This is a genomic window from Pantoea sp. Cr_R13, assembly GCF_029222565.1.
Classification (GTDB): domain Bacteria; phylum Pseudomonadota; class Gammaproteobacteria; order Enterobacterales; family Enterobacteriaceae; genus Pantoea; species Pantoea eucalypti.
This window is the reverse complement of record NZ_JARHXL010000011.1, coordinates 67,416-92,839: the sequence shown is the minus strand read 5'-3', so window position 1 is coordinate 92,839 and position 25,424 is coordinate 67,416. Positions and strand designations below refer to the sequence as shown.

General features: G+C 53.9%; 25 protein-coding genes. 11 read left to right on the top strand and 14 right to left on the bottom strand.

The annotated features are described in order from the left end of the window. Window positions 1-3 precede the first annotated feature (3 nt). The 5 genes from ribD (at window position 4) to pgpA (ending at window position 3,621) form a co-directional block, all read left to right on the top strand. The gene (gene ribD, locus P2R09_RS06770; RefSeq protein ID WP_275768274.1) at window positions 4-1,104 is read left to right on the top strand and encodes a bifunctional diaminohydroxyphosphoribosylaminopyrimidine deaminase/5-amino-6-(5-phosphoribosylamino)uracil reductase RibD; all 1,101 of its coding nucleotides are present in this window, start codon (window positions 4-6) and stop codon (window positions 1,102-1,104) included. Window positions 1,105-1,194: 90 nt separating this feature from the next. Beyond that, the gene (ribE, locus tag P2R09_RS06765; RefSeq protein ID WP_003852516.1) at window positions 1,195-1,665 is read left to right on the top strand and encodes a 6,7-dimethyl-8-ribityllumazine synthase; all 471 of its coding nucleotides are present in this window, start codon (window positions 1,195-1,197) and stop codon (window positions 1,663-1,665) included. A 19-nt stretch (window positions 1,666-1,684) separates the two neighbouring features. Beyond that, on the top strand, window positions 1,685-2,104 hold the full coding sequence (gene nusB / locus P2R09_RS06760) for a transcription antitermination factor NusB (protein WP_003852517.1): 420 nt from the start codon (window positions 1,685-1,687) through the stop codon (window positions 2,102-2,104). A gap of 55 nt (window positions 2,105-2,159) precedes the next feature. Next, entirely contained in the window at window positions 2,160-3,137 is a 978-nt protein-coding gene (gene thiL / locus P2R09_RS06755) for a thiamine-phosphate kinase (RefSeq protein ID WP_140916014.1), read from the top strand. Then, complete coding sequence (pgpA, locus tag P2R09_RS06750) at window positions 3,127-3,621, top strand: phosphatidylglycerophosphatase A (protein WP_090963271.1); 495 nt, start codon at window positions 3,127-3,129, stop codon at window positions 3,619-3,621. The genes thiL and pgpA overlap by 11 nt, the downstream gene beginning before the upstream one ends. 56 nt (window positions 3,622-3,677) lie before the next feature. Here the strand turns inward: pgpA and P2R09_RS06745 are convergent, their stop codons facing one another. From P2R09_RS06745 to xseB, 4 genes are all read right to left on the bottom strand, one after another. Beyond that, the gene (locus tag P2R09_RS06745; protein WP_275768264.1) at window positions 3,678-4,652 is read right to left on the bottom strand and encodes an aldo/keto reductase; all 975 of its coding nucleotides are present in this window, start codon (window positions 4,650-4,652) and stop codon (window positions 3,678-3,680) included. A gap of 81 nt (window positions 4,653-4,733) precedes the next feature. Beyond that, window positions 4,734-6,599, bottom strand: a complete 1,866-nt coding sequence (gene dxs, locus P2R09_RS06740; RefSeq protein WP_008924885.1) for a 1-deoxy-D-xylulose-5-phosphate synthase — start codon at window positions 6,597-6,599, stop codon at window positions 4,734-4,736. A 19-nt stretch (window positions 6,600-6,618) separates the two neighbouring features. Beyond that, window positions 6,619-7,518 (bottom strand): (2E,6E)-farnesyl diphosphate synthase, encoded by a 900-nt coding sequence (gene ispA, locus P2R09_RS06735; protein ID WP_003852522.1) that lies wholly within the window; start codon window positions 7,516-7,518, stop codon window positions 6,619-6,621. After that, complete coding sequence (xseB, locus tag P2R09_RS06730; protein WP_003852524.1) at window positions 7,518-7,760, bottom strand: exodeoxyribonuclease VII small subunit; 243 nt, start codon at window positions 7,758-7,760, stop codon at window positions 7,518-7,520. The genes ispA and xseB overlap by 1 nt, the downstream gene beginning before the upstream one ends. Window positions 7,761-7,992: 232 nt before the next feature. Here xseB and thiI point away from each other — a divergent pair, with 232 nt between their 5' ends. Further along, window positions 7,993-9,441, top strand: a complete 1,449-nt coding sequence (gene thiI / locus P2R09_RS06725; protein ID WP_275768258.1) for a tRNA uracil 4-sulfurtransferase ThiI — start codon at window positions 7,993-7,995, stop codon at window positions 9,439-9,441. 81 nt (window positions 9,442-9,522) lie between these two features. On the opposite strand, the gene yajL is transcribed toward thiI, so the two are convergent. After that, a complete protein-coding gene (gene yajL / locus P2R09_RS06720; protein WP_275768255.1) occupies window positions 9,523-10,119 on the bottom strand; it encodes a protein deglycase YajL in 597 nt (198 codons plus the stop codon). After that, complete coding sequence (gene panE, locus P2R09_RS06715) at window positions 10,073-10,993, bottom strand: 2-dehydropantoate 2-reductase (RefSeq protein ID WP_039659075.1); 921 nt, start codon at window positions 10,991-10,993, stop codon at window positions 10,073-10,075. The genes yajL and panE overlap by 47 nt, the downstream gene beginning before the upstream one ends. A 135-nt stretch (window positions 10,994-11,128) precedes the next feature. Here panE and P2R09_RS06710 point away from each other — a divergent pair, with 135 nt between their 5' ends. Beyond that, window positions 11,129-11,620 (top strand): YajQ family cyclic di-GMP-binding protein, encoded by a 492-nt coding sequence (locus P2R09_RS06710; protein WP_003852530.1) that lies wholly within the window; start codon window positions 11,129-11,131, stop codon window positions 11,618-11,620. Window positions 11,621-11,873: 253 nt separating this feature from the next. On the opposite strand, the gene P2R09_RS06705 is transcribed toward P2R09_RS06710, so the two are convergent. The 8 genes from P2R09_RS06705 to P2R09_RS06670 form a co-directional block, all read right to left on the bottom strand. Continuing rightward, window positions 11,874-13,238: an MFS transporter gene (locus P2R09_RS06705; protein ID WP_008924887.1), complete on the bottom strand. Its 1,365-nt coding sequence runs from the start codon at window positions 13,236-13,238 to the stop codon at window positions 11,874-11,876. Between the two features lie 132 nt (window positions 13,239-13,370). Further along, window positions 13,371-14,258: a heme o synthase gene (gene cyoE / locus P2R09_RS06700; RefSeq protein WP_008924888.1), complete on the bottom strand. Its 888-nt coding sequence runs from the start codon at window positions 14,256-14,258 to the stop codon at window positions 13,371-13,373. A 13-nt stretch (window positions 14,259-14,271) separates the two neighbouring features. After that, window positions 14,272-14,601, bottom strand: a complete 330-nt coding sequence (locus tag P2R09_RS06695; protein ID WP_008924889.1) for a cytochrome o ubiquinol oxidase subunit IV — start codon at window positions 14,599-14,601, stop codon at window positions 14,272-14,274. Beyond that, window positions 14,601-15,215, bottom strand: a complete 615-nt coding sequence (locus P2R09_RS06690; RefSeq protein WP_008924890.1) for a cytochrome o ubiquinol oxidase subunit III — start codon at window positions 15,213-15,215, stop codon at window positions 14,601-14,603. Before P2R09_RS06690 ends, P2R09_RS06695 begins: the two co-directional genes overlap by 1 nt. Further along, window positions 15,215-17,197 (bottom strand): cytochrome o ubiquinol oxidase subunit I, encoded by a 1,983-nt coding sequence (gene cyoB, locus P2R09_RS06685; RefSeq protein WP_008924891.1) that lies wholly within the window; start codon window positions 17,195-17,197, stop codon window positions 15,215-15,217. Before cyoB ends, P2R09_RS06690 begins: the two co-directional genes overlap by 1 nt. A 4-nt stretch (window positions 17,198-17,201) precedes the next feature. Further along, on the bottom strand, window positions 17,202-18,128 hold the full coding sequence (cyoA, locus tag P2R09_RS06680) for a cytochrome o ubiquinol oxidase subunit II (protein WP_008924892.1): 927 nt from the start codon (window positions 18,126-18,128) through the stop codon (window positions 17,202-17,204). 444 nt (window positions 18,129-18,572) lie between these two features. After that, complete coding sequence (gene ampG / locus P2R09_RS06675) at window positions 18,573-20,063, bottom strand: muropeptide MFS transporter AmpG (protein WP_008924893.1); 1,491 nt, start codon at window positions 20,061-20,063, stop codon at window positions 18,573-18,575. Window positions 20,064-20,120: 57 nt separating this feature from the next. After that, window positions 20,121-20,699 carry a lipoprotein gene (locus P2R09_RS06670; protein WP_275768240.1) on the bottom strand — a complete coding sequence of 193 codons (579 nt, stop codon included), beginning with the start codon at window positions 20,697-20,699 and terminating at the stop codon, window positions 20,121-20,123. Between the two features lie 286 nt (window positions 20,700-20,985). Between P2R09_RS06670 and bolA the strand changes: the two genes are divergently transcribed. The 4 genes from bolA (at window position 20,986) to clpX (ending at window position 25,263) form a co-directional block, all read left to right on the top strand. Then, the gene (bolA, locus tag P2R09_RS06665) at window positions 20,986-21,300 is read left to right on the top strand and encodes a transcriptional regulator BolA (protein ID WP_008924895.1); all 315 of its coding nucleotides are present in this window, start codon (window positions 20,986-20,988) and stop codon (window positions 21,298-21,300) included. A gap of 293 nt (window positions 21,301-21,593) precedes the next feature. Next, entirely contained in the window at window positions 21,594-22,898 is a 1,305-nt protein-coding gene (gene tig, locus P2R09_RS06660) for a trigger factor (RefSeq protein ID WP_275768236.1), read from the top strand. A 335-nt stretch (window positions 22,899-23,233) separates the two neighbouring features. Next, complete coding sequence (gene clpP / locus P2R09_RS06655) at window positions 23,234-23,857, top strand: ATP-dependent Clp endopeptidase proteolytic subunit ClpP (RefSeq protein ID WP_003850496.1); 624 nt, start codon at window positions 23,234-23,236, stop codon at window positions 23,855-23,857. 134 nt (window positions 23,858-23,991) lie between these two features. After that, a complete protein-coding gene (gene clpX, locus P2R09_RS06650; RefSeq protein WP_003850494.1) occupies window positions 23,992-25,263 on the top strand; it encodes an ATP-dependent protease ATP-binding subunit ClpX in 1,272 nt (423 codons plus the stop codon). Window positions 25,264-25,424: the final 161 nt, after the last annotated feature.

The window sequence follows — 25,424 nt, the reverse complement described above, 5'->3', positions numbered from 1 at the left end:
ACCATGGATGAACTTTACATGGCGCGCGCGCTGGAACTGGCGCGACGCGGTCGTTTTACGACCATGCCGAACCCCAATGTCGGCTGCGTGATTGTGCGCGATGGCGAAGTAGCAGGCGAGGGCTGGCATCAGCGCGCCGGTGAACCGCATGCCGAAGTTCACGCCCTGCGCATGGCGGGCGAAAAAGCCCGTGGTGCAACCGCCTATGTCACGCTGGAGCCCTGCAGCCATCATGGTCGCACACCGCCCTGTTGTGATGCGCTGATTGCTGCTGGCGTTAGCCGTGTTGTGGCCGCGATGCAGGACCCCAATCCGCAGGTCGCAGGACGCGGGCTGCACCGTCTGCATCAGTCAGGCATTGAGGTCAGCCACGGCCTGATGATGCCGGAAGCGGAAGCGCTGAATCGTGGCTTCCTCAAGCGGATGCGCACCGGCTTTCCCTGGATCCAGCTCAAGCTGGGTGCGTCACTGGATGGCCGCACGGCAATGGCCAGCGGTGAAAGCCAGTGGATAACGTCGGCTGCGGCCCGCCGGGATGTCCAGCGTCTGCGTGCGCAAAGCGCCGCAATCCTCAGCAGCAGCGCTACGGTGCTGGCGGACGATCCCTCGCTGACGGTGCGCTGGTCTGAACTTGATCCGGAGAGCCAGTCACTGCTTGATGAACAGCAACTGCGTCAGCCGGTGCGGGTGATTGTTGACAGTCAGAATCGCGTCACGCCGCAACATCGGCTCATTTCTCAGCCGGGCGAAACCTGGCTGATGCGTCATCAGCCGGATCAACAGCACTGGCCCGCTGAGGTGACGCAGATTGCCGTGCCGCTGCGTGAACAGCAGCTGGATCTGGTGGCGATGATGATGCTGCTGGGACAGAAACAGATTAACAGCGTCTGGGTTGAAGCGGGTGCCTCACTGGCCGGGGCGCTGTTGCAGGCCGGACTGGTCGATGAACTGATTGTTTATCTGGCACCTAAGCTGTTGGGTCATGAAGGACGTGGCCTGTGTCAGCTGCCGGGGCTCAGCCAGCTCGCTGACGCGCCTGCCTTCCGTTTCAGCGATGTCCGGCAGGTCGGTGACGATTTACGCCTGACCCTGACACCCCAATAACACGGTCGGAAAAGCGAGAGCACGCCGCCCAAGAGTATGATAGAATCCGCCCCCCTGCGCGGGGCTAACCAAACCCCTGAAAGGATAAGTATGAAAGTTATCGAAGCTGCTGTTGCAACGCCTGAGGCCAATGTTGCCATCGTTATTGCGCGTTTTAACAACTTCATCAATGACAGCCTGCTGGATGGCGCAGTTGATGCCCTGAAACGTATCGGCCAGGTCAAAGATGACAATATCACCGTAGTCTGGGTACCAGGTGCCTACGAACTGCCTCTGGCAGCACGTGCGCTGGCTAACTCCGGCAAATATGATGCGATTATCGCTCTCGGCACCGTCATTCGTGGAGGCACTGCCCACTTCGAATATGTGGCGGGTGAAGCCAGCTCCGGTATCGCCAGCGTTGCCATGAACAGCGAGATTCCTGTCGCGTTTGGCGTGCTGACCACTGAAAGCATCGAGCAGGCCATTGAGCGTGCCGGCACCAAAGCGGGTAACAAAGGTGCTGAAGCGGCTCTGACTGCGCTCGAAATGATCAACGTATTGAAAGCCATTAAAGCCTGATTTTTGTAAGGGGAATTTTGTGAAACCTGCTGCTCGTCGTCGCGCCCGTGAGTGCGCTGTTCAGGCGCTTTACTCCTGGCAGTTGTCGAATAACGACATTGCCGATGTGGAATACCAGTTTCTGGCGGAACAGGACGTCAAAGACGTCGACATTACCTACTTCCGCGAACTGCTGTCCGGTGTGGCGACCAACAGTGCGTATCTGGATGGACTGATGAAGCCCTATCTGTCGCGTCAGCTCGAAGAGCTGGGCCAGGTAGAAAAAGCTATCCTGCGCATCTCGCTGTATGAGCTGAGCAAACGTAACGATGTGCCTTATAAAGTGGCCATCAACGAAGGGATTGAGCTGGCGAAAGTCTTCGGTGCCGAAGACAGTCATAAATTTGTTAACGGCGTGCTGGATAAAGCCGGTCCACAAATTCGACCCACTCGCAAATAAACAAAAAGGCCGGCTTGCCGGCCTTTTTTCATTAAGGGTTAAGCGGAACGCAATTATGTCTTGTGGTGAATTTGAACTCATCGCACGCTACTTCAACCGCAGAACACGCAGCCGCCGTGATGTCGAACTCGGCATCGGTGACGATTGTGCGTTACTTAGCGTGCCGGAAAAACAGACGCTGGCGATCAGCACCGATACCCTGGTCGCGGGTGTGCACTTCTTACGGGATATTCATCCTGCCGATCTGGGTTACAAAGCCCTGGCTGTGAATCTCAGCGACCTTGCTGCTATGGGCGCCGATCCCGCCTGGCTGACGCTGGCCTTAACGTTGCCGCAGGTCGATGAAAGCTGGCTCTCGGCCTTTAGTGAAAGCCTGTTTGAACTGCTGGAATATTACGATATGCAGCTGGTGGGTGGCGACACTACGCGTGGCCCGCTGAGTCTGACGCTGGCGATTCACGGTCTGTTGCCGCAGGGCCGCGCCCTGAAACGATCCGGCGCGAAGCCGGGCGACTGGATCTTCGTGACCGGTACGCTGGGTGACAGCGCGGCGGGTCTGGCGTTGCTACAGCATCACTGCCGCATCAGCGATCCGGCAGTGCATGAAGCGCTGATTAAACGTCATCTGCGTCCGATGCCGCGCATTCTGCAGGGTCAGGCACTGCGTTCGCTGGCTTCCTCTGCGGTGGATATTTCCGACGGTCTGATTTCCGATCTCGGCCATGTGCTGAAAGCCAGCGGCTGCGGCGCGCGGCTTAACCTGGATGCGTTGCCGCTGTCGGCGGCCCTGCGCGACCACTTCGAGCCTGAGCAGGTACTGCGCTGGGCGCTGAGTGGCGGCGAAGACTACGAACTCTGCTTCACCGTGCCAGAGGTTAATCGCGGCGCGCTGGATGTGGCGCTGGGGCATCTGGGCGTGCCTTATACCTGCATCGGACAAATAGCACCGGAGTCGGAAGGCTTGACGCTGCTGGATAATGGCAAGCCCGCCACCTTCCGTCACAAAGGGTTTGATCACTTTGATGCTAAATAACGACGTAGCCAAAAGTCGCCTGCGGATGAGCAATCCCTGGCATTTGCTGGCGACCGGTTTCGGCAGCGGATTAAGCCCGGTTGTGCCAGGCACCATGGGATCGCTGGCGGCCATCCCATTCTGGTGGCTGATGACTTTCCTGCCGCAGGATCTCTATTCGCTGGTGGTGCTGGTGGGTATCTGCGTCGGCGTTTATCTCTGCCATCGCACTGCCAAAGATATGGGCGTACACGATCACGGCAGTATTGTCTGGGATGAGTTTATCGGCATGTGGATTACGCTGATGGCGATTCCGGTCAACAGCTGGCAATGGGTGCTGGGAGGCTTTGTGCTGTTCCGTATTCTTGATATGTGGAAGCCATGGCCGATTCGCTGGTTTGACCGCAATGTGCATGGCGGCATGGGCATTATGGTTGATGACATTATTGCTGGCGTGATTTCCGCTGCCATGCTCTATGGAATCGGGGTCTGGCTGGCGGCTTAACCGCCATGCTAAAGGCCTGATAAGAGGTGACGCCCGGAAAGGGCGTCACGTCAGATTTACTCGAAACCTACCGCCTGATGTGGCTGATAGACCTCTTCCAGCAGGGTAATTTCCTCGTCACTCAGCGTGACATCCACCGCCTTCACCAGATCGTCAAACTGCTCAGCACGCGATGCGCCAATAATCGGTGCCGTGACGGCAGGTTTGCTCAGCAGCCAGGCCAGGGCCACCTGCGCCCGCGTTACGCCTTTGCCTTCCGCCACCAGCGCCAGTCGTTCTGCAATCGCAGCATCGTTCTCTTCGGTGTTGTCATAAAGCTTTGCCATTACCTGGTCAGAGGCAGAGCGCGCGGTGTTTTCACCCCACGGGCGGGTCAGCTTGCCGCGTGCCAGCGGACTCCAGGGCAGCACGGCGATTTGCTCCTTCAGGCAGAGAGGATGCATTTCCCATTCCTCTTCGCGCTGAATCAGGTTGTACTGATCCTGCATGCTGACAAAGCGGTGCCAGCCCTGTTCAGACTGCATCTGCAACGCCTGAGCAAACTGGCTGGCGTGCATTGACGAGGCACCGATGTAGCGAGCTTTGCCAGACTGCACGACGTCATGCAGCGCTTCCAGCGTCTCCTCCAGCGGGGTGTTGTAGTCCCAGCGGTGAATCTGCAGCAGATCGACATACTCCATGCCGAGACGCTGCAGGCTGTCATCAATGGATTGCAGGATATTCTTGCGCGACAGGCCCTGTGACAGATTGGTCAGGGGGAAATAGACTTTGGTGGCGACAACAACCTCTTCGCGGCGGGCAAAATCCTTCAGCGCCCGGCCCAGAATCTCTTCACTGCTGCCATCAGAGTAGCTGTTAGCCGTATCGAAGAAGTTGATGCCTGCATCCAGTGCCTGCTGGATTAGCGGACGGCTGCTCGCTTCTGGCAGCGTCCAGGCGTGGTTGCCGCGCGTTGGCTCGCCATAGGTCATACAACCGAGACAGAGACGAGACACCTGCAGATCGGTGCTACCGAGTTGAATCGTATTCATGGTGAAGGCTCCTGCGAAAGTGCAAAGGTTACAGCATAGCAGGATGTTGCGCTCCCTGAGGGGGAGCGCAGAGAAGGGAGGTTACTGCGCCAGCCAGCGGGCGATCTGTTGCTGAATGCCTTCCGCGTCAAGCAGATAGTCATGACGCACTTCATCCTGCGTACCCTGCGGGATAAATTCATCCGGCAGACCGATGTTCAGCACCGGAACAGCCAGACGTTTCGCCATGATAAATTCATTCACGCCACTGCCTGCACCGCCTTTGATTGCGCCTTCTTCCAGCGTAATCAGTGAGTCGTGCGTGGCAGCGAGCTCAGCAATCAGCGCTTCATCCAGCGGCTTTACAAAGCGCATATCGACCAGGGTCGCATTCAATGCTTCCGCTGTGGCGGCGGCTTCTGGCAACAGAGTACCAAAGTTCAGAATTGCCAGCTTTTCACCCTGGCGTTTCACGACCGCTTTACCCAGCGGCAGGCTCTGCAATGGTGCCAGGGGTGTACCGACACCGGTGCCGCGCGGATAGCGCACTGCACTTGGGCCAGCCTGATAGTGATAGCCGGTGTAGAGCATCTGCCGACACTCATTCTCATCGCTTGGGGTCATGATCACCATATCCGGCACACAGCGCAGATAGGCGAGATCAAACGCGCCCTGGTGAGTCTGACCGTCCGCACCCACAATACCACCGCGATCAATGGCAAACAGGACCGGCAGTTTCTGGATGGCGACGTCGTGAATCAGCTGATCATAGGCACGCTGCAGGAACGTCGAGTAGATGGCAACAATCGGTTTGTAGCCGCCAATCGCCATACCCGCTGCGAAGGTCACCGCATGCTGCTCGGCGATTGCCACATCAAAATACTGTTTAGGGAACTCACGTGAGAAAGCCACCATGCCGGAGCCTTCACGCATCGCCGGGGTAATCGCCATCAGCTTCGGATCGTCGGCAGCCATTTCGCACAGCCAGTTACCAAAGATTTTGGAGTAGCTCGGCAGACCTTCCGCACTTTTTGGCAGTTCGCCAATTGCCGGGTCAAATTTAGGCACGGCGTGCCAGGCAATCGGATCTTCCTCTGCCGGCGCGTAGCCTTTGCCTTTCTTCGTCATGATATGCAGGAACTGCGGCCCTTTCAGGCTGCGCATGTTGCTCAGCGTATTTACCAGCGTCAGCACATCGTGGCCGTCAACCGGGCCGATGTAGTTAAAGCCCAGCTCTTCAAACAGCGTACCCGGCACGACCATGCCTTTGAGGTGTTCTTCGGTGCGTCTTACCAGCTCTTTAATCGGCGGCAGGCTGGTCAGCACACGCTTGCTGCCTTCGCGCAGTCGCGCGTAGGTTTTACCTGACAGGATCTGCGCCAGGCGGTTATTCAGCGCACCGACGTTTTCAGAGATCGACATCTCGTTGTCGTTAAGGATGACCAGCATGTCTGGCTTGATATCACCGGCATGGTTCATCGCTTCAAACGCCATGCCAGCGGTGATCGCGCCATCGCCAATAATACAGGCGGTGCGACGGCCCTGGCCTTCACGTTCAGCCGCCGCGGCCATGCCGAGACCGGCACTGATCGAGGTCGATGAGTGTCCGACGCTTAAGACGTCATATTCACTTTCACCGCGCCACGGAAACGGGTGCACGCCATTTTTCTGACGAATGGTGCCGATGCGATCGCGGCGACCGGTCAGAATTTTATGCGGATAAGCCTGATGACCCACGTCCCATACCAGATGGTCAAAGGGGGTGTTATAGACATAATGCAGCGCGACCGTCAGTTCGACTACGCCCAGACCCGACGCAAAATGGCCGCTGGAGCGGCTTACACTGTCTAACAGATACTGACGCAGTTCATCACACAGCGCAGGCAACTTCTCTTTGGGCAGGGCGCGCAGCTCCTGAACCGTGTTTGCCAGCGCCAGTGTCGGGTATTTAGCAATATCAAAACTCATCAGAGACTCATTATGGAAGTTATTTGTCGCGTTCAATTATGAAGCTCGCCAGCGCCTGCAGTGCTGTAGTGTTATAAGAGTGCGCAGCGAGCAATTCTAAAGCATCAAGAGCTTCCTGATACAAATCCCGCGCTTTTGCACGGGCATTTTCAAGGCCTAACAATGAAGGATAGGTGCTTTTTCCCAGATCCTGATCGGCACCCTGGCGTTTTCCGATCACTGCCGTATCACCGACCACATCGAGAATGTCGTCCTGCACCTGAAACGCGAGACCAATAGCCTCAGCATAGCGGTCAAGCAGCGGCAGCGCTTCACGGCCCGCATCGCCTGCCGTTAACGCGCCTAACCGGACTGCTGAGCGGATCAGCGCGCCAGTTTTGTGGCGGTGGATCTGTTCAAGCTGGTCCAGATCGACAGATTTGCCTTCCGCCGCTAAATCCAGCGCCTGTCCGCCACACATCCCGGCTACGCCGCTGGCCTTAGCCAGTTCGGAGAGCATCATCAGACGGTATTCGGCACTGACACCCGGCATCGCTTCATCTGCCAGGATAGAGAAGGCCAGCGTCTGCAGGGCGTCGCCCGCCAGAATCGCCGTATCTTCGCCATATTTAATGTGACAGGTTGGCTGCCCGCGACGCAGTGCGTCATCGTCCATCGCAGGGAGATCGTCATGTATCAGAGAGTACGCATGGATGCATTCAACCGCGGCGGCGGGCGCATCCAGACTCGCCGGGTCGGCGTGGAGCATTTCACCGGTAGCGTAGACCAGAAAAGGACGCAGACGTTTACCGCCTAATAATGCCCCATAATGCATGGCATTCACCAGAGGAGAACTCTGAAAAGGAAGTGGCTCTATAAAACGCGTCAGGGCAGCGTTCACCTGCTGCTGATAAACGTCGAGTAATCGGGCGAAATCCATTAGTCGTTTTCCGGCGTGAAAGCGGTGAGGTCGGCCTCTTTATCATCGTTCAGCAGAATACGAACCCGCTGTTCAGCCTGCTGCAGCGTCTGCTGGCCATTTCGCGCCAGCTGCACGCCGCGCTCAAATTCGTTCAGGGCTTCTTCAAGCGGCAGTTCACCACTTTCCAGACGGCTGACAATCTGCTCCAGCTGCTGCAATGACGTTTCAAAGCTGGCTGGCTGTTCGGCTTTTTTCGGCATATTTCGTGTCGACTCACGGTTGGGACATTATCTCGCAATCGGTCATGGTAGCTGAGACCCAATGATTAGCAAAATAATCAATGCGGCGGCTGATGAAGAAGCAGTCACCTGACAAAGGTGATATACTCCCGCGCCTCGGATGCGGTTGCGCCTTGCAGCCCGCAATTTTGTGATTTTACCAGCTAAGTGCCGCCTGTTTTAGCACTTATTTGCCCAACGAAGCTGTGTCGCCATGAAGTTTATCATCAAGTTATTTCCTGAAATCACCATCAAGAGTCCGTCGGTACGTTTGCGCTTTATCAAGATTCTTGCCAGCAATATTCGCAACGTCCTGAAAACCGTCAGCGACGACATCGCCGTTGTGCGCTACTGGGATCACATTGAAGTGCGGTCAAAAAATGCAGCGCTGGCGGACATTATTCCCGATGAGCTCGCCCGCATTCCCGGTATTCATCACGTTTTAGCGGTCGAAGATCGCGAGTACACGGATATTCATCACATCTTTGAACAGACGTTAGCGCAGTATCGCGACAGTCTGGAAGGAAAGAGTTTCTGCGTGCGTGTTAAGCGTCGTGGCAAGCATAGCTTCAGTTCGCAGGATGTGGAGCGCTATGTAGGCGGCGGTCTGAACCAGCATATCGAAAGCGCCCGCGTGCAGCTTAAAAATCCGGACGTGACGGTGAATCTGGAAGTTGAAGAGAATCGTCTGACGCTGGTGACTGCGCGCTATGAAGGCCTGGGTGGCTTCCCGATTGGCACACAGGAAGATGTGCTGTCGCTGATTTCCGGCGGTTTCGACTCCGGCGTCTCCAGCTATATGCTGCTGCGTCGCGGCAGCCGTGTGCATTACTGCTTCTTTAACCTTGGTGGAGCCGCTCATGAGATTGGCGTCCGTCAGGTTGCGCACTATCTGTGGAATCGTTTTGGTCGCTCACACCGCGTACGCTTTGTAGCGATCAATTTTGAGCCGGTCGTCGGTGAGATCCTCGAGAAAGTGGATGACGGCCAGATGGGCGTAGTGCTGAAACGCATGATGGTGCGGGCTGCCTCGACGATTGCTGAGCGCTACGGCGTACAGGCACTGGTCACCGGTGAAGCGGTAGGCCAGGTGTCGAGCCAGACGCTGACCAACCTGCGTCTGATCGATAACGCGTCGGATACGCTGATTTTGCGTCCGCTGATCTCTCATGACAAAGAGCACATTATCCGAATTGCCCGTGAAATCGGCACCGAAGATTTCGCCAGCACCATGCCGGAATATTGCGGCGTGATCTCAAAAAGCCCGACCGTGAAGGCGGTGAAAGCGAAGATTGAGGCGGAAGAGCAGAATTTCGACTTCACGATTCTCGATCGGGTTATCGAAGAAGCGACCAACGTCGATATCCGCACCATCGCTGAGCAGACAGAAGAAGAGGTGGTGGAAGTTGAGACCGTCGCCTTGCTGAGTGAGAACGATGTGGTGCTGGATATCCGATCTATCGATGAGCAGGAAGAGAAGCCTCTGAGGCTAAACGCGACGGAAGTGAAATCGCTGCCGTTCTATAAACTCAGTACGCAGTTTGGCGATCTCGATCAGAATCGCACCTGGCTGCTCTACTGCGATCGCGGTGTGATGAGCCGTCTGCAGGCGCTCTATCTGCACGAACAGGGCTTTAAAAACGTTAAAGTTTACCGCCCGTAGTGACGCCTGATAGCCGGTCAGATCCTGTTCAGGTCTGGCTGGCTTATCTTTAAACAGATTGATTTAAAATAAACAGGCTGTTTAAGCCTGATAGTCATAAATGCCGGGAGCCAGCACCAGTTGTGCGGCAACCTCGCGCGCCATCTCTTTTCCCACCAGCAGGTCAATCAGCTTCAGCGCAAAATCCATTGCCGTGCCGGGTCCCTGACTGGTCAGCAGATTAACGCGCGGATCCCAGACGACACGGCGCTCCATCCATTTATCTGCCGGAATGGTCTCTTTTAAGCCGGGAAATCCGGTCATGTTACCGACCGGGAAGAGATCGTGAGGGATCAACACGGTGCCTGCCGCTGCACATATCGCGGCAACAATTTTCTCATTAAGATGAAACTGACGCACCGTTTCGACTAACAGCGGACTGTCACGGAAAGTCTCAGCCCCTTTAAGGCCACCTGGCAGGACGATCGCGGCGAAGTCATTGTCGGCGACTTCAACCAGTGTGACGTCAGCCAGCAGACGCACACCGCGAGAGCAGACGATCTCCCGGCTGCCATCGCTTTCGACGCTGGCGGTAACAACGTTTAGCCCGGCCCGAACCAGCAGGTCGATAGTGGTGACAGCTTCGGTTTCTTCACTGCCATGTGCCAGGCAAACCAGCACCGATGCGTTCACGGTCATAATGGGACTCCTTGCGTTTTACAATGTCATACAGACGGGTGTTCTCCGTCAGCACCAGTCCGTGCGTCCGGGCGCGGCGCAGCAGAAAGCCGCTGATATAGTCGATTTCGGTGAGCCGTTGCGCGCGAACATCCTGCAGCATTGAAGAGGTGTTGGCCGCAGTGCTTTCAATCACGTCGAAGATGATGTCCTGAAGGCTTTCACTGGCTATGCTCTGGCCTTCGCGCTCCATGACCCAGCTGATCTCTTCACACAGTTGCGCGATCTGTTCCGGATAAGCACGCAGTGCACCGTTCTGACACGCATACTCCACGCTGAGCGGGTTGATGACGCAATTAACGGCCAGTTTGCGCCAGCAGGCGGCCCGGATATTGTCATGCCAGGCAACGTCGGGCAGGGCAGGGTGCAGGATATCGGCGAGATCGCTATAAGCGGCGCTTTTGCGGTTGCCGGGGCCGATATGGGTGATACCACTGGCAATGTGTTTGATGACGGTGCCATCGCGCATCGCCGCATGGGTAGTGACGCCGCGCAGCAGTGGCTGAGTCAGCCCTTTCAGCTCTTCAAGCGTCCCCATGCCGTTGTGCAGCAGCAGCACCGGGCAGTTCTTCTGCAGCACGCTCTCCAGGTTTTTCACCGCAGGCGAGACCTGCGGGGCTTTGAGCGTGACGAGCAGCAGCTGGCTTTCCGCCAGAAAGAGCGGATCATTGGCAATAAACGTGCGGTTCGATATGTTGCCTTGTGGGTCAACCACATTGGCTGAACAGTAGGGCTGTGGCACCCGCAACCATCCCTGTACCTCATGTCCCTGGCGGGCCAGTGCTGTCAGCCAGACCTGTCCCAGCGCACCGCAACCTAACACGGTAATTTTCATGCTGCCTCCCGCTGGTGGGCGATCCATCTATTATTCATTGTCACACTTTCATTATAGCGTTGTGTGCAGCCTGATTTTATTTAGCACCTTAAGACGCGTATTATGCATGTCACTTTAGCGTCAGGAGAAGAAGAGATGCCATCTTTCGATATCGTTTCAGAGGTCGATCTGCAGGAAATTCGCAATGCGGTGGAGAATGCCAACCGTGAAGTGTCTACCCGCTTCGATTTCCGCAACGTTAGCGCCGAGTTTGAGCTCAACGAAAAGAATGAAACCATCAAGATCACCAGCGAGTCTGATTTTCAGGTTAAGCAGCTGGTCGATATTTTGCGTGAGAAGTTACTGAAGCGCGGGATTGAAGGCGGCGCCTTAGAGGTGCCCGAAGAGATTGAGCATAGCGGCAAAAGCTGGGCGGTCGATGCCAAACTGAAGAAAGGCATTGAAAGCGACGTCGCGAAGAAGCTGGTGAAGCTGATTAAAGACAGCAAGCTGAAAGTGCAGACCCAGATTCAGGGTGAAGCATTGCGTGTGACCGGCAAAGCACGTGATGATTTGCAGGGCGCGATGGCGATCGTGCGCGGCAGCAATCTGGGCCAGCCGTTCCAGTTTAAAAACTTCCGCGATTAAGCGGGGTTGGCTGAGTTTTCAGCATGAATGCAGTGATATAAACCCGGCTAATGCCGGGTTTTTTGTTATCTGGCAGGAGCAGCGCTGCATCGAACCAAATTTGTGAGCCGTCTGAATGAAGGCGTGGTTTGTGACGTCAGTGGCCTCGTGCGCTTGCTCAGGGAGCCTGTGCCTTTCCGATCTGACCGTATTCCCTGAGCCAGCTCGATCCTGAAGCGAAACGAGCAGAAGTTGCCGCTAAAATCTTCTTGAACTAGCAACTCCCCAGCAGCGCTTCCAGTTCAGGGCGGCTGGTGACCTTACTATCAATTTTGATATACGCGCTTTTCTCTTCCGGCACGATAAACACGGAGTTAACGCCAGGCTGTGCTTTCAGGCGCTGCTCCAGATTTGGCACAGCCAGAGCCGCATCACTCAGCACGATGCGCAGGCTACTGACATAAGGCGGCTCCTGCATCGTCATGCTGACAAACAGCCAGGCCGCAGCCACCATCGCGCCAACCAGGAACACGGTCTGTGCATCGAAATGACCAAATACCCAGCCACCCATACTGCCGCCAACGGCCACACCCAGGAACTGGCTGGTGGAGTAGATCCCCATCGCCGTACCTTTATAACCTGCAGGTGACTCTTTACTGATCAGTGAAGGCAGGATGGCTTCCATCAGATTGAAGGCGAAGAAGAAGAGCTGAACACCCACGACCAGCGTCCAGAAATGACCTTCCGCGCCCCACAGTACGATCTCAGCAATGACAATCATCCCGACGCAGCCGACAAACACGCGCTTCATGCGACGCTTCACTTCGGCATAAATAATAAACGGCACCACGCCGGCAAAGGCGATAAGCATAGTGGAAAGATAAACTTTCCAGTGCTCGGGGGCCGGGAAACCAGCCTGCTCAAACTGTCCGGGTAACGCCACAAAGCTCGACATCAGCAGAACATGCAGGCAGAAAATACCGATATTGAGCTTTACCAGACGCGGGTTAGCCAATACTTTGCGGAAGCTGCCTTTCACCATACCCGATTCACGGTTCAGGACATGATGGGAAGCGGACGGCACCACAAGCAGGGTAATCACGATACCCAGCGACGCCAGAATCGCAATCATCCAGAACAGCGCATGCAGACCCAGCGCGTGCGTAACAATCGGACCGACGACCATGGCAATCGCGAAGGTCACGCCAAAACTGATGCCGATAAACGCCATTGCTTTGGTGCGGTTCTGCTCACGGGTTAAATCGGATAACAGGGCCATTACGGCAGCCGCAATCGCGCCTGAACCCTGCAGCGCACGACCCAGAATAATGCCCCAGATGGAGTCGGTGCAGGCGGCGATAACGCTGCCCAGAACAAACAACAACAGTCCGCCGACAATTAACGGCTTACGGCCGATGCGATCGGAGAGCAGACCAAAAGGAATCTGAAAGATTGCCTGGGCAAGGCCATAGATGCCAATTGCCAGACCGATTAAGGTTTCACTTGCGCCCTGTAATGCCATGCCATAAGTGGTCAGTACCGGCAGGACCATAAACATTCCCAGCATGCGTAGGGAAAAGACCGTACCGAGGCCCCATGTGGCGCGCAGCTCCACCGGAGTCATTTTATTATCGTTCATTCCAACCTCTGTTAATGTGCTGCTTTTATTCTAGGTGGCGGGGCAGGGCGGGTAAAACAATAGTTTTTAAGCAGTGGTAACAAAAAGAAAGGGCGCGAAAATCGCGCCCTTTTCATGCTGTATCGGTGCCAGTTACCAGACGTAAGTCAGCAGGTCCTTCGAAGCCGGAGCCAGCGAATCTACCGACATCATCACGCTCAGCGCGGTGATGGTCACGATAGAAAAGACAAACAGCTTGCGTGCCCAGACACGGTCATCTGCGGTTTTGTAACCCGATAACGCCATGCCCAGCCACCAGACGCTGACCGCAGCAGCCACAACCAGATATTTGTAACCCGCGTAGCCACCCAGCGTCAGCATCAGCGTGGCAATCATAAACGCCAGAATATAGAGCGTAATATGATTCTTAGCCACGGAAATGCCTTTCACCACCGGCAGAACCGGGATGTTCGCTGCCTGATAATCTTTAAAGCGGAAGATAGCAATCGCGTACGAATGCGGCATCTGCCACAGGCTAAAGATCGCCAGCAGGATTAACGCACCAGCATCAAACTGGTTAGAGACTGCACAGTAGCCGATAACCGGCGGCGCAGCACCTGACAGACTGCCAATCAGCGTTCCGTAAACGGAATTACGCTTCATGTAGAGACTGTAGATACCCACGTACACCACGAAGCCCATCACCGCCAGCCACATGGCCAGCGGATTAGCACCGAAGTAGAGCAACGCAAAGCCGGCAATACCCAGCACAGTGGCATAAACCAGGCTTACTTTCGCGGAGATGAGGCCTTTTACCAGCACCCGATTCCTGGTTCTCTCCATCTTGATGTCAATGTCGCGGTCAATCACGTTGTTGAAAACACAACCCGACGCAACCACCAGTGACACGCCCACCAGGGTGATGAGAAACAGGGCGTAATCTGTGTTGCCTTTGGAAGCCAACAGAAATCCGCCGATCACAGAAATTAAATTCCCGAAAATAATTCCTGGTTTTGTAACTTGCAGGTATTGCTTAAACATTACGCGTGACTCTTTAGTGAGGCATCATGTTGTAGTTGAGGTTCCACATGATCCACAGTGAGCCCACTACGACAATCAGGATGATGATGGCCGAGAAAACAATGGCTACCATGTTCCAGCCACCCTCAGATTTGCTGTCTAAGTGCAGGAAGTACACCAGGTGAACCAGCACCTGGATTACCGCACAAACCAGAACAACACCGAGGATAGTACCGTGAGATGCACTGCCATCCATTACCATCCAGAACGGGATTGCCGTCAGGATGATAGAGAGGATGAAGCCGATCATGTAGGACTTCACGCTACCGTGTGAAGCGCCATGTTCGTTAACAGAATGACTCATTACATGGCTCCCATCAGGTAAACAACGGTGAAGACGCAAATCCAGACCACGTCCAGGAAGTGCCAGAACAGGCTCAGACACATGATACGGGTGCGGTTAGTCGCGTTCAGGCCACGTTTAGAAACCTGGAACATCAGAACCAGCATCCAGATCAGACCTGAGGTCACGTGCAGACCGTGGGTACCGACCAGCGTAAAGAAGCCAGACAGGAAGCCACTGCGATCCGGACCAAAGCCTTCAGCAATCAGGTGATGGAATTCATAGATTTCCATCCCGATGAAGCCCAGACCGAACAGGAAGGTCAGCGCCAGCCAGCCGATAACGGCACCTTTTTGCTCCTTGTTCATGGAGATAACAGCCATGCCGTAAGTGATCGAACTCAACAGCAGCAGGGCGGTTTCTACCAGAACAAATGGCAGCTCAAAGATATCTTTACCTGCCGGGCCACCGGCAGTGTTGTTGACCATGACAGCATAGGTCGCAAACAGGGTTGCGAAGATAATGCAGTCACTCATCAGGTAGATCCAGAAGCCAAAGACTTTATTGGCTCCTGCATCGTGATGCCCATGCTCCGCATGGGCGTCGTGGTGATGTTTAAGAGTTTCAGTTGACATTATTTCAGACCTGCTTTGCTGATTTCGTCAAAGTGCTGGTTTTCAATCTTCTGAACTTCAGCAACCGGAACGTAGTAATCCACGTCTTCGTCGAAGCTCTTCACGATCCAGGTAACGATCATGCCGAGGAAGGAAAGACCAGCCATCCACCAGATATGCCAGATCAGCGCGAAGCCCATTACAGTAGCGAATGCGCAGATGACGATTGCAGCACCACTGTTTTTCGGCATATGAATCTCTTCATAAGATGCCGGCTGTTTGTACGCTTCGCCTTTCTCTTTCATTTCCCAGAAAGCATCACGCTCATGCACATGTGGGATGACAGCAAAGTTATAGAACGGTGGTGGTGAAGAGGTTGCCCACTCCAGCGTACGACCGCCCCACGGGTCACCTGTCACATCACGGTTCTGATCACGGTCACGTACTGAAACGTAGAACATGGTCAGCTGACACAGGATACCCATTGCAATCAGACCAGCACCGACCGCCGCAACCACCAGAAGAGGGTGGAACTGTGGATCGATATCCTGGCTCAGACGACGGGTCATGCCCATGAAGCCCAGTGCGTACAGCGGCATAAAGGCAACGAAGAAGCCAATGATCCAGAACCAGAATGCGCGCTTACCCCAGGTTTCGTTCAGGGTGAAGCCGAATGCTTTCGGGAACCAGTAGGTCACGCCTGCCATACAACCGAAGACCACACCACCGATGATAACGTTGTGGAAGTGAGCAATCAGGAACAGGCTGTTGTGCAGAATAAAGTCAGCGCCCGGAACGGCCAGCAGTACGCCGGTCATACCCCCTACAGAGAAGGTTACCAGGAAGCCAACGGTCCACAACATGGCAGAGTGCATCTGAATGCGGCCCTGATACATGGTGAACAGCCAGTTAAAGATTTTAACCCCGGTCGGAATCGCGATGATCATCGTCATGATACCGAAGAAGGCGTTAACGTTGGCACCTGCACCCATGGTGAAGAAGTGGTGCAACCAGACGATAAACGACAGCACGGTAATGGCGATGGTCGCCCATACCAGAGAGGTATAACCAAACAGACGTTTTTTGGAGAAGGTTGCAGTAATTTCTGCGAACACACCAAACACCGGCAATACCAGGATATACACTTCCGGATGGCCCCAGACCCAGATCAGGTTGACGTACATCATCATGTTCCCGCCCATTTCATTGGTGAAGAAATGGAAGCCGAGATAACGATCAAGGGTCAACAGCGCCAGGGTCACGGTCAGAACCGGGAACGCAGCGATGATCAGGACGTTGGTGCACAGCGCGGTCCAGGTAAAGACCGGCATTTTGAACAGGCTCATGCCCGGTGCGCGCATCTTCAGGATAGTCACGAAGAAGTTAATACCGGTTAAGGTCGTACCAATACCTGAAAGCTGAAGGCTCCAGATCCAGTAATCGACCCCGACGCCGGGACTGTACTCCGCGCCGGAAAGCGGCGGATAAGCCAGCCAGCCGGTCTGTGCGAACTCGCCCACGCCCAGCGACAGGTTAACCAGGATCACACCGACCGCAGTAAACCAGAAGCTCAGGTTGTTCAGGAACGGGAACGCGACGTCACGTGCACCAATCTGCAACGGAACGGCGATGTTCATCAGGCCAACCACGAAAGGCATCGCCACGAAGAAGATCATAATCACGCCGTGCGCGGTAAAGATCTGGTCGTAGTGGTGCGGTGGCAGTATGCCCGCTTCACCGGCCGAAGCCATAACCTGCTGGGTACGCATCATAATGGCATCAGCGAAACCACGAATCAGCATGACGAATGCCATGATGATGTACATGATACCCAGGCGTTTGTGGTCGATTGACGTCAGCCATTCAGACCACAGATATTTCCACTTACCAAAATAGGTAATCGCAGCGACCAGCGCCGCACCACCTATCAGGATAGCGGCAACCGTAACCATGATAATCGGCTCATGGTACGGCACTGCATCAAGTGTTAATTTTCCGAACATCGTATTATTCCTCGGCTCCCGCGGAAGCGGCGTGACTCATGTCCATACCTTCATGCTGTGGCATGTCCATTTTCCCGTGGCTCATCTTGAACTTGTCGATGACTTGCATGAACAGTTTAGGATCAGCTGAAGAGAAATATTCCACCGGGTGATTTTCGCTTGGCACAGCCACTTTCTCGAAATCATCCATAGTAGTCAGCGTGTTAGGGGCTGCTTTAACTTTAGCCACCCACTGCTGGAATTCCGCATCGTCTTTGGTTGCAATGGCTTTAAACTTCATACCAGAGAAACCACGACCACTGAAGTTCGCAGAGATACCGTCGAAAATTCCCGGCTCATTCGCAATCAGATGCAGTTTGGTCTGCATACCAGCCATCGCATAAATCTGGCTGCCGAGCGTTGGGATGAAGAAAGAGTTCATGACGGAGTTAGACGTAATTTTGAAGTTCACCGGAGTGTTTGCCGGGAAGGCAATCTGGTTCACGGTCGCAATACCCTGCTCCGGGTAAATGAACAACCATTTCCAGTCCAGTGCAACCACATCGATCTCAACCGGTTTCACATCAGATTGCAGCGGTTTGCTGGGCTCCAGTGCGTGGGTCGATTTCCAGGTCAGCACACTGAGGAAGATAATGATCAGGATCGGAATGGTCCAGACCACGGCTTCCACTTTGTTAGAGTGTGACCAGTTAGGGCTGTACTTCGCATTCGTGTTGGATGCCCGATATTTCCAGGCAAACACCACGGCCATCAGGACTGCGGGAATCACGACGATCAACATCAGGCCAAAGGCAGTCAGTATCAGCGAACGTTGCTCCAGTGCAATCTGTCCTTTGGGATTTAACAATGCACTATCGCAGCCACTCATTAATAAAGTGCCTGCAATTAATGACAAAATCCCCAAACTTTTATTGTATTTACTGAGTCTCATTTAACGACCTCAATGACAAAGGGCTCTATTGTCGTTTAAGTGTGCGCGCATTTTACGGGAAGGTTTATGCAGTGTAAACCAGCTTAAGGATGTGTCAGATACGTGTTGACACCTTTTGCTAAGGGTGTCACAGATGTTGCGCCAGGTGACAAATAATTAACGCAGACAAGCAGTTGGCATCAATATAACAAAAACCAATGGAAGTAACCGTAAAAAAATCAGGGAAAGGAATAACCCTTACTTTTAACTCCCAAATATTTAACAAGTCTGCATCATTTGCGCGATGAAATTTAACTAAAGTAATTGCTCACCGGTTTTTAGTATTTCCGCTACGCCTCCTCAGGTCATATTCTTATTTTTTAAAAATAACACGCGATGATAAATGATGGCGACTTATCGGCATGGCATAAAATAAGTCGCCGCCCGTTAACCTATCGATTTTACTTAAGCATCTGATGCAGGTAACACCGGCGTTTTCTTCAGCGCCCGGTAATCCAGCAACACCCCGGCCAGCACCGCCAGTAAGGAGAGGGTCATGCCCAGCTCGAACAGGCGGGTCAGCAGCGGTGCCAGCGCCGTCAGTCCCAGTGCATTCAGTGCCAGCGCTACCAGCCAGAGAGCCAGTACGCCACATCCGGCTGCAAACAGACGATTAGTCCAGCGATAACCATGAGGATAGTAGCTTCGTGTGAGGAAATTGCCACTTTGCTCGACCTGATTCAGTGTGTGTCGGCAAAAAGTCAGCAGTAGCAGGCCAGGCAGTCCTGCAAATACCGTAAAAGCATAAAATGTTGGCCAGCCCCAGAGTTCAACCAGCCAGCCCGCAGCCGGGCCAACATAGACCCGACCAACAGCTGAGAGCGCCGACAGCAGGGCAAACTGTGTTGCAGAGAAGGATTTGTTGCAAAGGGTCATCAACAGGGCCACGAAGGCCGCCGTGCCCATGCCGCCGCACAGGTTTTCAACAAAAACCGCGCTGGCCATACTCCACAATTGTTTGTCGGTCACCGCCAGCAGCCAGTAACCAAAGTTTGAGACTGCCTGCAGCACGCCAAAAATCATCAGTGCCCGGAACAGACTTAGGCGCTGCATCAGAACACCGCCATAGAGCGCTCCGATAATCGTCGCCAGCAGGCCCAGCGTCTTGTTGACCAGGCCGACGTCACCGGCATTGAAGCCAACGCCACGAATCAAAAAGGTGGTGGTCAGCGAGGCGGCGAATGCATCGCCCAGCTTGTAAAGAATAATCAGGGTAATCAGCAGCCAGGCGTTGTTGCGCTGGAAAAAATCCTTAAGGGGATCAACTACCGCCTGACGCAGCGAATGTGGGGTAGAGATGCGCGTGTCGGGCTCGCTGGCCGCAAGCGTCGCGATAATACCCGGCACCATCATCAGCGCCATCAGCCAGTAGGTTGCCTGCCAGCCCAGATAGCGGTCAGCCAGCCACAACGCCAGTCCGCCTGAAATCAGCATCGCCAGACGATAACCCAGCACGGTAATCGCGGCACCACTGCCACGTTCTTCAGGTGGCAGGATATCCGTTTTCCAGGCATCAAAGACAATATCCTGAGAGGCGGAGCAGAAAGCGATTAGCACCGCCAGCGCGGCCATCAGGGTCAGATCGCGTCCTGGTTGCAGAAATCCCATCGCGAAAATTCCCCCCACCAGCGCCAGCTGACTGAGCAGCAACCAGCCGCGGCGCCGGCCCAGAAACGGCGGCGTATAGCGGTCCATCATGGGTGACCAGAGAAATTTAAAGACGTAGGCCTGGCCGACCAGCGAAAAGAAGCCAATGGTTTTCAAATCGACATTTTCCACCGTCATCCACGCCTGCAACGTGCCCGATGTCAGTGCCAGCGGCAATCCCGAAGCGAACCCAAGGAGCAACAATACGGCGGCGTTTTTCTGGCTGAAGAGGCGAAGGTAGTGGTTCATGCGGATCCTGCAGATAACAAAATGCCCTGCACAAGGCAGGGCAGAAGAGAGAGGGTGTTAACGGGCGTTTTGCTTGATGAAGTCGTTGACGCTGGTGTCCTGCGCCATATCCGCGATCACATCGCTCATGGTGGAGTTAACCGCGTTGGTGATCTTCTGGTTATTGGCGTTGAACGCGCCTTCTACGCTGTAAGTCTGGCGGTAGTTTTTAACCTGTTTGTTGCCGTTTTTTGCGGTCGCAATGATCGAGATGTCCGCTTTGGTGGTGATGCTATAGCGCACATTGCCCTGCGTCACGTCAGCATAGAGGTTGTTAACCACAATCTGAAGGTCTACCGCGCCATTAGGACCAACCATATAACCGCGAGCGGTCATCTGTTTCTCCAGCACTTCCTGCAGCAGGAAACGCAGATCGCGCGAAGGTGTCAAGGTCACTAGCTGACCATCACGGTTTACTTTTGCCAGCGCCTGATCTTTACGCTGGTCGGCACCGTTGATGCTGACAGTCACGCCCATCAGGCCCGGATCCTGCTGTGGCAACTGAATTTTAGGCTGGATTGTCAGAGTATTATTGCTGGTTGCACAGCCGGCTAAAATGAACGCAGCCAACAGTGGGAATAACAGTTTTTTCAACATACTTTTTCTCGTTGGTGTCAGGGGGGGGGTTTGCAAAAACTGGAGGCATCATAGCATTGCCCGGCAGTGAAAAAAGCCCTGTTGCCGGTGAAATTGTGTCTGAAACCGTTTTAAGCCCCTTCTCTGACAGGTTAGTTTGCTGTTCGTTTCAGCTACGTTATTATGCGCGTCGGAAGCGGGCTGACATAAAATGCAATATTTAGCCTCTGCTGACGGGTAAGCGCACTAAAAGCGACTAAGATTGAATGAGATGGGGCACCGCGCTCGCCATTGAGGAGTTATAGCCATGATCCGCGAACAAATAGAAGAAAAGCTGCGTGTGGCATTTCAGCCAGCTCATCTGGAAGTGCATGACGAAAGCTACCGGCACAACGTTCCTGCCGGCTCTGAAAGTCACTTCAAAGTGGTCATTGTCAGCGACTGTTTTGCAGGCCAGCGCTTTCTGGCGCGTCATCGCTTGATTTATGGCGAGCTGGCGGCTGAATTAGCGGGCAGCGTTCATGCTTTAGCCCTGCATACTTATACACTGAAAGAGTGGGAAGGATTGCAGGATACCGTACTGGCTTCGCCTAACTGCCGCGGTGCTGGCACACTCGCCTGACCTCCCTTCTCCAAAACGGCCTGCGGGCCGTTTTTTCTTTTATTTAGCGAAAAACGCGATCCCTGGCTCAAAAAAGCAGCAAACCTGCTGAAAAGTGGTGAGTTAGCGTCCTCGACTCATTCCAGCGATGCCGCTATAATGCTGCGTCTATTTTTCCGGAATGTCTTCGGGACGCTTCTGGTAACAGGGATCAGGTTCTCTTCACGGAAGCCGTCCCGGTTGTTGGATACGGCGCATTTCACTATGTGTGGTGTCTGAAGTTGACCGAGCACGTGATTTTTTGAGGTAACAAGATGCAAGTTTCTGTAGAAACCACTCAGGGCCTGGGCCGTCGCATTACGATTACTGTTGCAGCTGACAGCATCGAAAGTGCAGTAAAAAAAGAACTGGTTGACGTTGCCAGGAAAGTCCGTATCGATGGTTTCCGTAAAGGCAAAGTGCCGATGAACATCGTTGCGCAGCGTTATGGCGCTTCTGTCCGTCAGGACGTGCTGGGCGAGCTGATGACGCGCAACTTCGTTGACGCCATCATCAAAGAAAAAATTAACCCGGCTGGCGCACCAAACTACGTGCCAGGTGAGTACAAAGAAGGTCAGGATTTCACTTACTCGGTTGAATTCGAAGTTTATCCGGAAGTTGAGCTGAAAGGCCTGGAAAACATCGAAGTCGAAAAACCGGTCGTTGAAGTCACTGACGCTGACGTTGATACCATGCTGGACACGCTGCGTAAGCAGCAGGCCAACTGGATCGAAAGCGACGCTGCTGCAGGCCCGGAAGATCGTGCCACTATCGATTTCAACGGTTCTGTTGACGGTGAAGAGTTCGAAGGCGGCAAAGCCACTGATTTCGTTCTGGCCATGGGCCAGGGCCGCATGATCCCAGGCTTTGAAGAAGGCGTTGTGGGTCACAAAGCGGGCGAGACTTTCACTATCGACGTGAAATTCCCGGACGACTACCACGCAGAAACCCTGAAAGGGAAAGATGCGAAGTTCGAGATCGTGCTGAAGAAAGTTGAAACGCGCGAACTGCCAGAGCTGACTGAAGAGTTCATCAAACGTTTCGGCGTTGAAGATGGTTCAGTTGCCGGTCTGCGTACCGAAGTGCGTAAGAACATGGATCGCGAGCTGAAAGGCGCTATCCGTAACCGCATCAAAACGCAGGCGATCGACGGTCTGGTTGAAGCTAACGAAATCGACGTGCCAGCTGCGCTGGTTGACAGCGAAATCGACGTTCTGCGTCGTCAGGCTGCACAGCGTTTCGGTGGCAACGAACAGCAGGCGCTGGAACTGCCACGCGAACTGTTCGAAGAGCAGGCTAAACGCCGTGTTGTTGTCGGTCTGCTGCTGGGCGAAGTGATTCGTACCCATGAGCTGAAAGCTGACGAAGCACGCGTAAGCACCATGATCGAAGAGATGGCTTCTGCGTATGAAGATCCGCAGGAAGTGATCGAGTTCTACAGCAAGAATAACGAGCTGATGAACAATATGCGCAACGTCGCGCTGGAAGAGCAAGCGGTTGAAGCAGTCCTGGCGAAAGCTAAAGTGACTGAGAAAGAGACCAACTTCCAGGATCTGATGAATCAGACCGCTCAGGCCTGATCTCACATTTAACCGTCTGTGCTAAGCCCGTGACTGAAAAGTCACGGGCTTTTTTGTGTTTTGCGTACAGAACGGCACTCTTCGCTGCTATTTGTTTAATTAATCGGCAAATTATTCACGCATCGCTTTTTCCGGGTTAGCGAACAGGGAAAAGATTGTTATGCTTGAAACATGCGTGCAGCATCCCCAGATAATGGGAGTATGCAGAAATGAGAGTGAGGCTGGCTGATTAACCGTCCTGAAGGTGTCGGAAAAGGTGCGACGTGGAGTTTCCCGCGCGTCTTACGTAGAATCGGTACAGAATGTTGCCAATGAAATTTATCCAGGAGACGGTAATGTCATACAGTGGCGATCGTGAATATACTGCACCGCACAATGCGTTGGTGCCAATGGTGGTTGAACAAACTTCGCGTGGTGAGCGTTCATACGACATCTACTCCCGTCTGCTGAAAGAGCGTGTCATTTTTCTGACCGGCCAGGTTGAAGACCACATGGCAAATCTGATTGTGGCGCAGATGCTGTTTCTGGAAGCTGAAAATCCGGAAAAAGATATCTATCTGTACATCAACTCACCTGGCGGTGTGATCACGGCCGGTATGTCGATCTACGACACCATGAAATTTATTAAACCGGATGTCAGCACCATCTGTATGGGACAGGCCTGTTCAATGGGTGCGTTCCTGCTGACGGCGGGTACCAAAGGCAAACGTTTCTGTCTGCCAAACTCACGTGTAATGATCCACCAGCCGCTGGGCGGCTATCAGGGTCAGGCGTCAGATATTGAGATCCATGCGCGCGAGATCCTGAAAGTTAAGCAGCGTATGAATGAGCTGATGGCTGAGCATACTGGTAAAACGCTGGAAGAAATTGAGCGCGATACCGAGCGTGATCGTTTCCTCTCTGCAAGTGAAGCGGTAGAGTATGGATTAGTCGATTCAATTCTGACGCATCGCCAATAAGACCCGACTTACCGTTGTCCCTGGTCTATAGTTAACAAGACAACGGTACTATTATGGGTTGAATGAATTTCGGCCGTCTATGCACGGCCTGAGCCGTACGCGTGTATGGCCTGAGAACTAGAAGAGGTTAACTGATGACAGATAAGCGCAAAGACGGTTCAGGAAAGTTGCTGTACTGCTCTTTTTGCGGCAAAAGCCAGCATGAAGTGCGAAAGCTGATTGCCGGGCCGTCAGTGTATATCTGCGATGAATGTGTTGACCTGTGCAACGACATCATTCGCGAAGAGATTAAAGAAGTTGCGCCGCATCGTGAACGCAGTGCGTTGCCAACCCCACATGAAATTCGCCATCACCTTGATGATTATGTCATCGGCCAGGAAAGAGCGAAGAAGGTGCTGGCGGTTGCGGTTTACAACCACTATAAGCGTTTGCGCAACGGCGATACCAGCAATGGCATCGAACTGGGCAAAAGTAACATTCTGCTGATTGGCCCGACCGGTAGTGGTAAAACGCTGCTGGCAGAGACCCTTGCACGCCTGCTGGATGTGCCGTTCACCATGGCTGACGCCACTACGCTGACTGAAGCCGGTTATGTGGGTGAAGACGTTGAAAACATCATCCAGAAACTGCTGCAGAAGTGTGATTACGACGTTCAGAAAGCACAGCGCGGCATCGTTTATATCGATGAAATCGACAAAATCTCACGCAAGTCAGATAACCCGTCGATTACCCGTGATGTGTCAGGTGAAGGCGTACAGCAGGCTCTGCTTAAGCTGATTGAAGGCACCGTCGCTGCCGTTCCACCTCAGGGTGGACGTAAGCATCCGCAGCAGGAGTTTTTGCAGGTTGATACCTCGAAAATTCTGTTTATCTGCGGCGGCGCATTTGCCGGCCTGGACAAAGTGATTTCCCAGCGTGTTGAAACCGGATCCGGTATCGGTTTCGGCGCCACCGTGAAAGGGAAGTCGCAGAAAGCCAGCGAAGGCGAATTGCTTTCACAGTGTGAACCTGAGGATTTGATCAAATTTGGTCTGATTCCTGAGTTCATCGGTCGTCTGCCAGTGGTTGCCACCCTGAGCGAACTGAGCGAAGAAGCACTGATTCAGATTCTGCGTGAACCTAAAAACGCCCTGACGAAACAGTACCAGGCGCTGTTTAACCTGGAAGGCGTTGAGCTGGAGTTCCGTGACGAGGCGTTAACTGCCATTGCGAAGAAAGCGATGTCACGTAAAACCGGTGCACGTGGTCTGCGTTCCATCGTGGAAGGCGCATTGCTGGAAACGATGTATGATCTGCCTTCCATGGACGACGTGGAAAAAGTAGTGATCGATGAATCAGTTATTGAAGGTCAGTCTGAGCCCATGTTGATCTATGGTAAGCATGAAGCGCAGGCGTCTGGCGAATAATTAAACAGATCGTCCATGTTGTCATAATAAAAAAGGGGAAAATGTTTCCCCTTTTGCTTTTCTCGCCTCTGTGACGTTGAATGTCGGATAAGCATCCCCATATACTCAGATACCTGTGGGTTTAACTGCATACCTGCCTGATGCGGTTCCCATCACCTGGC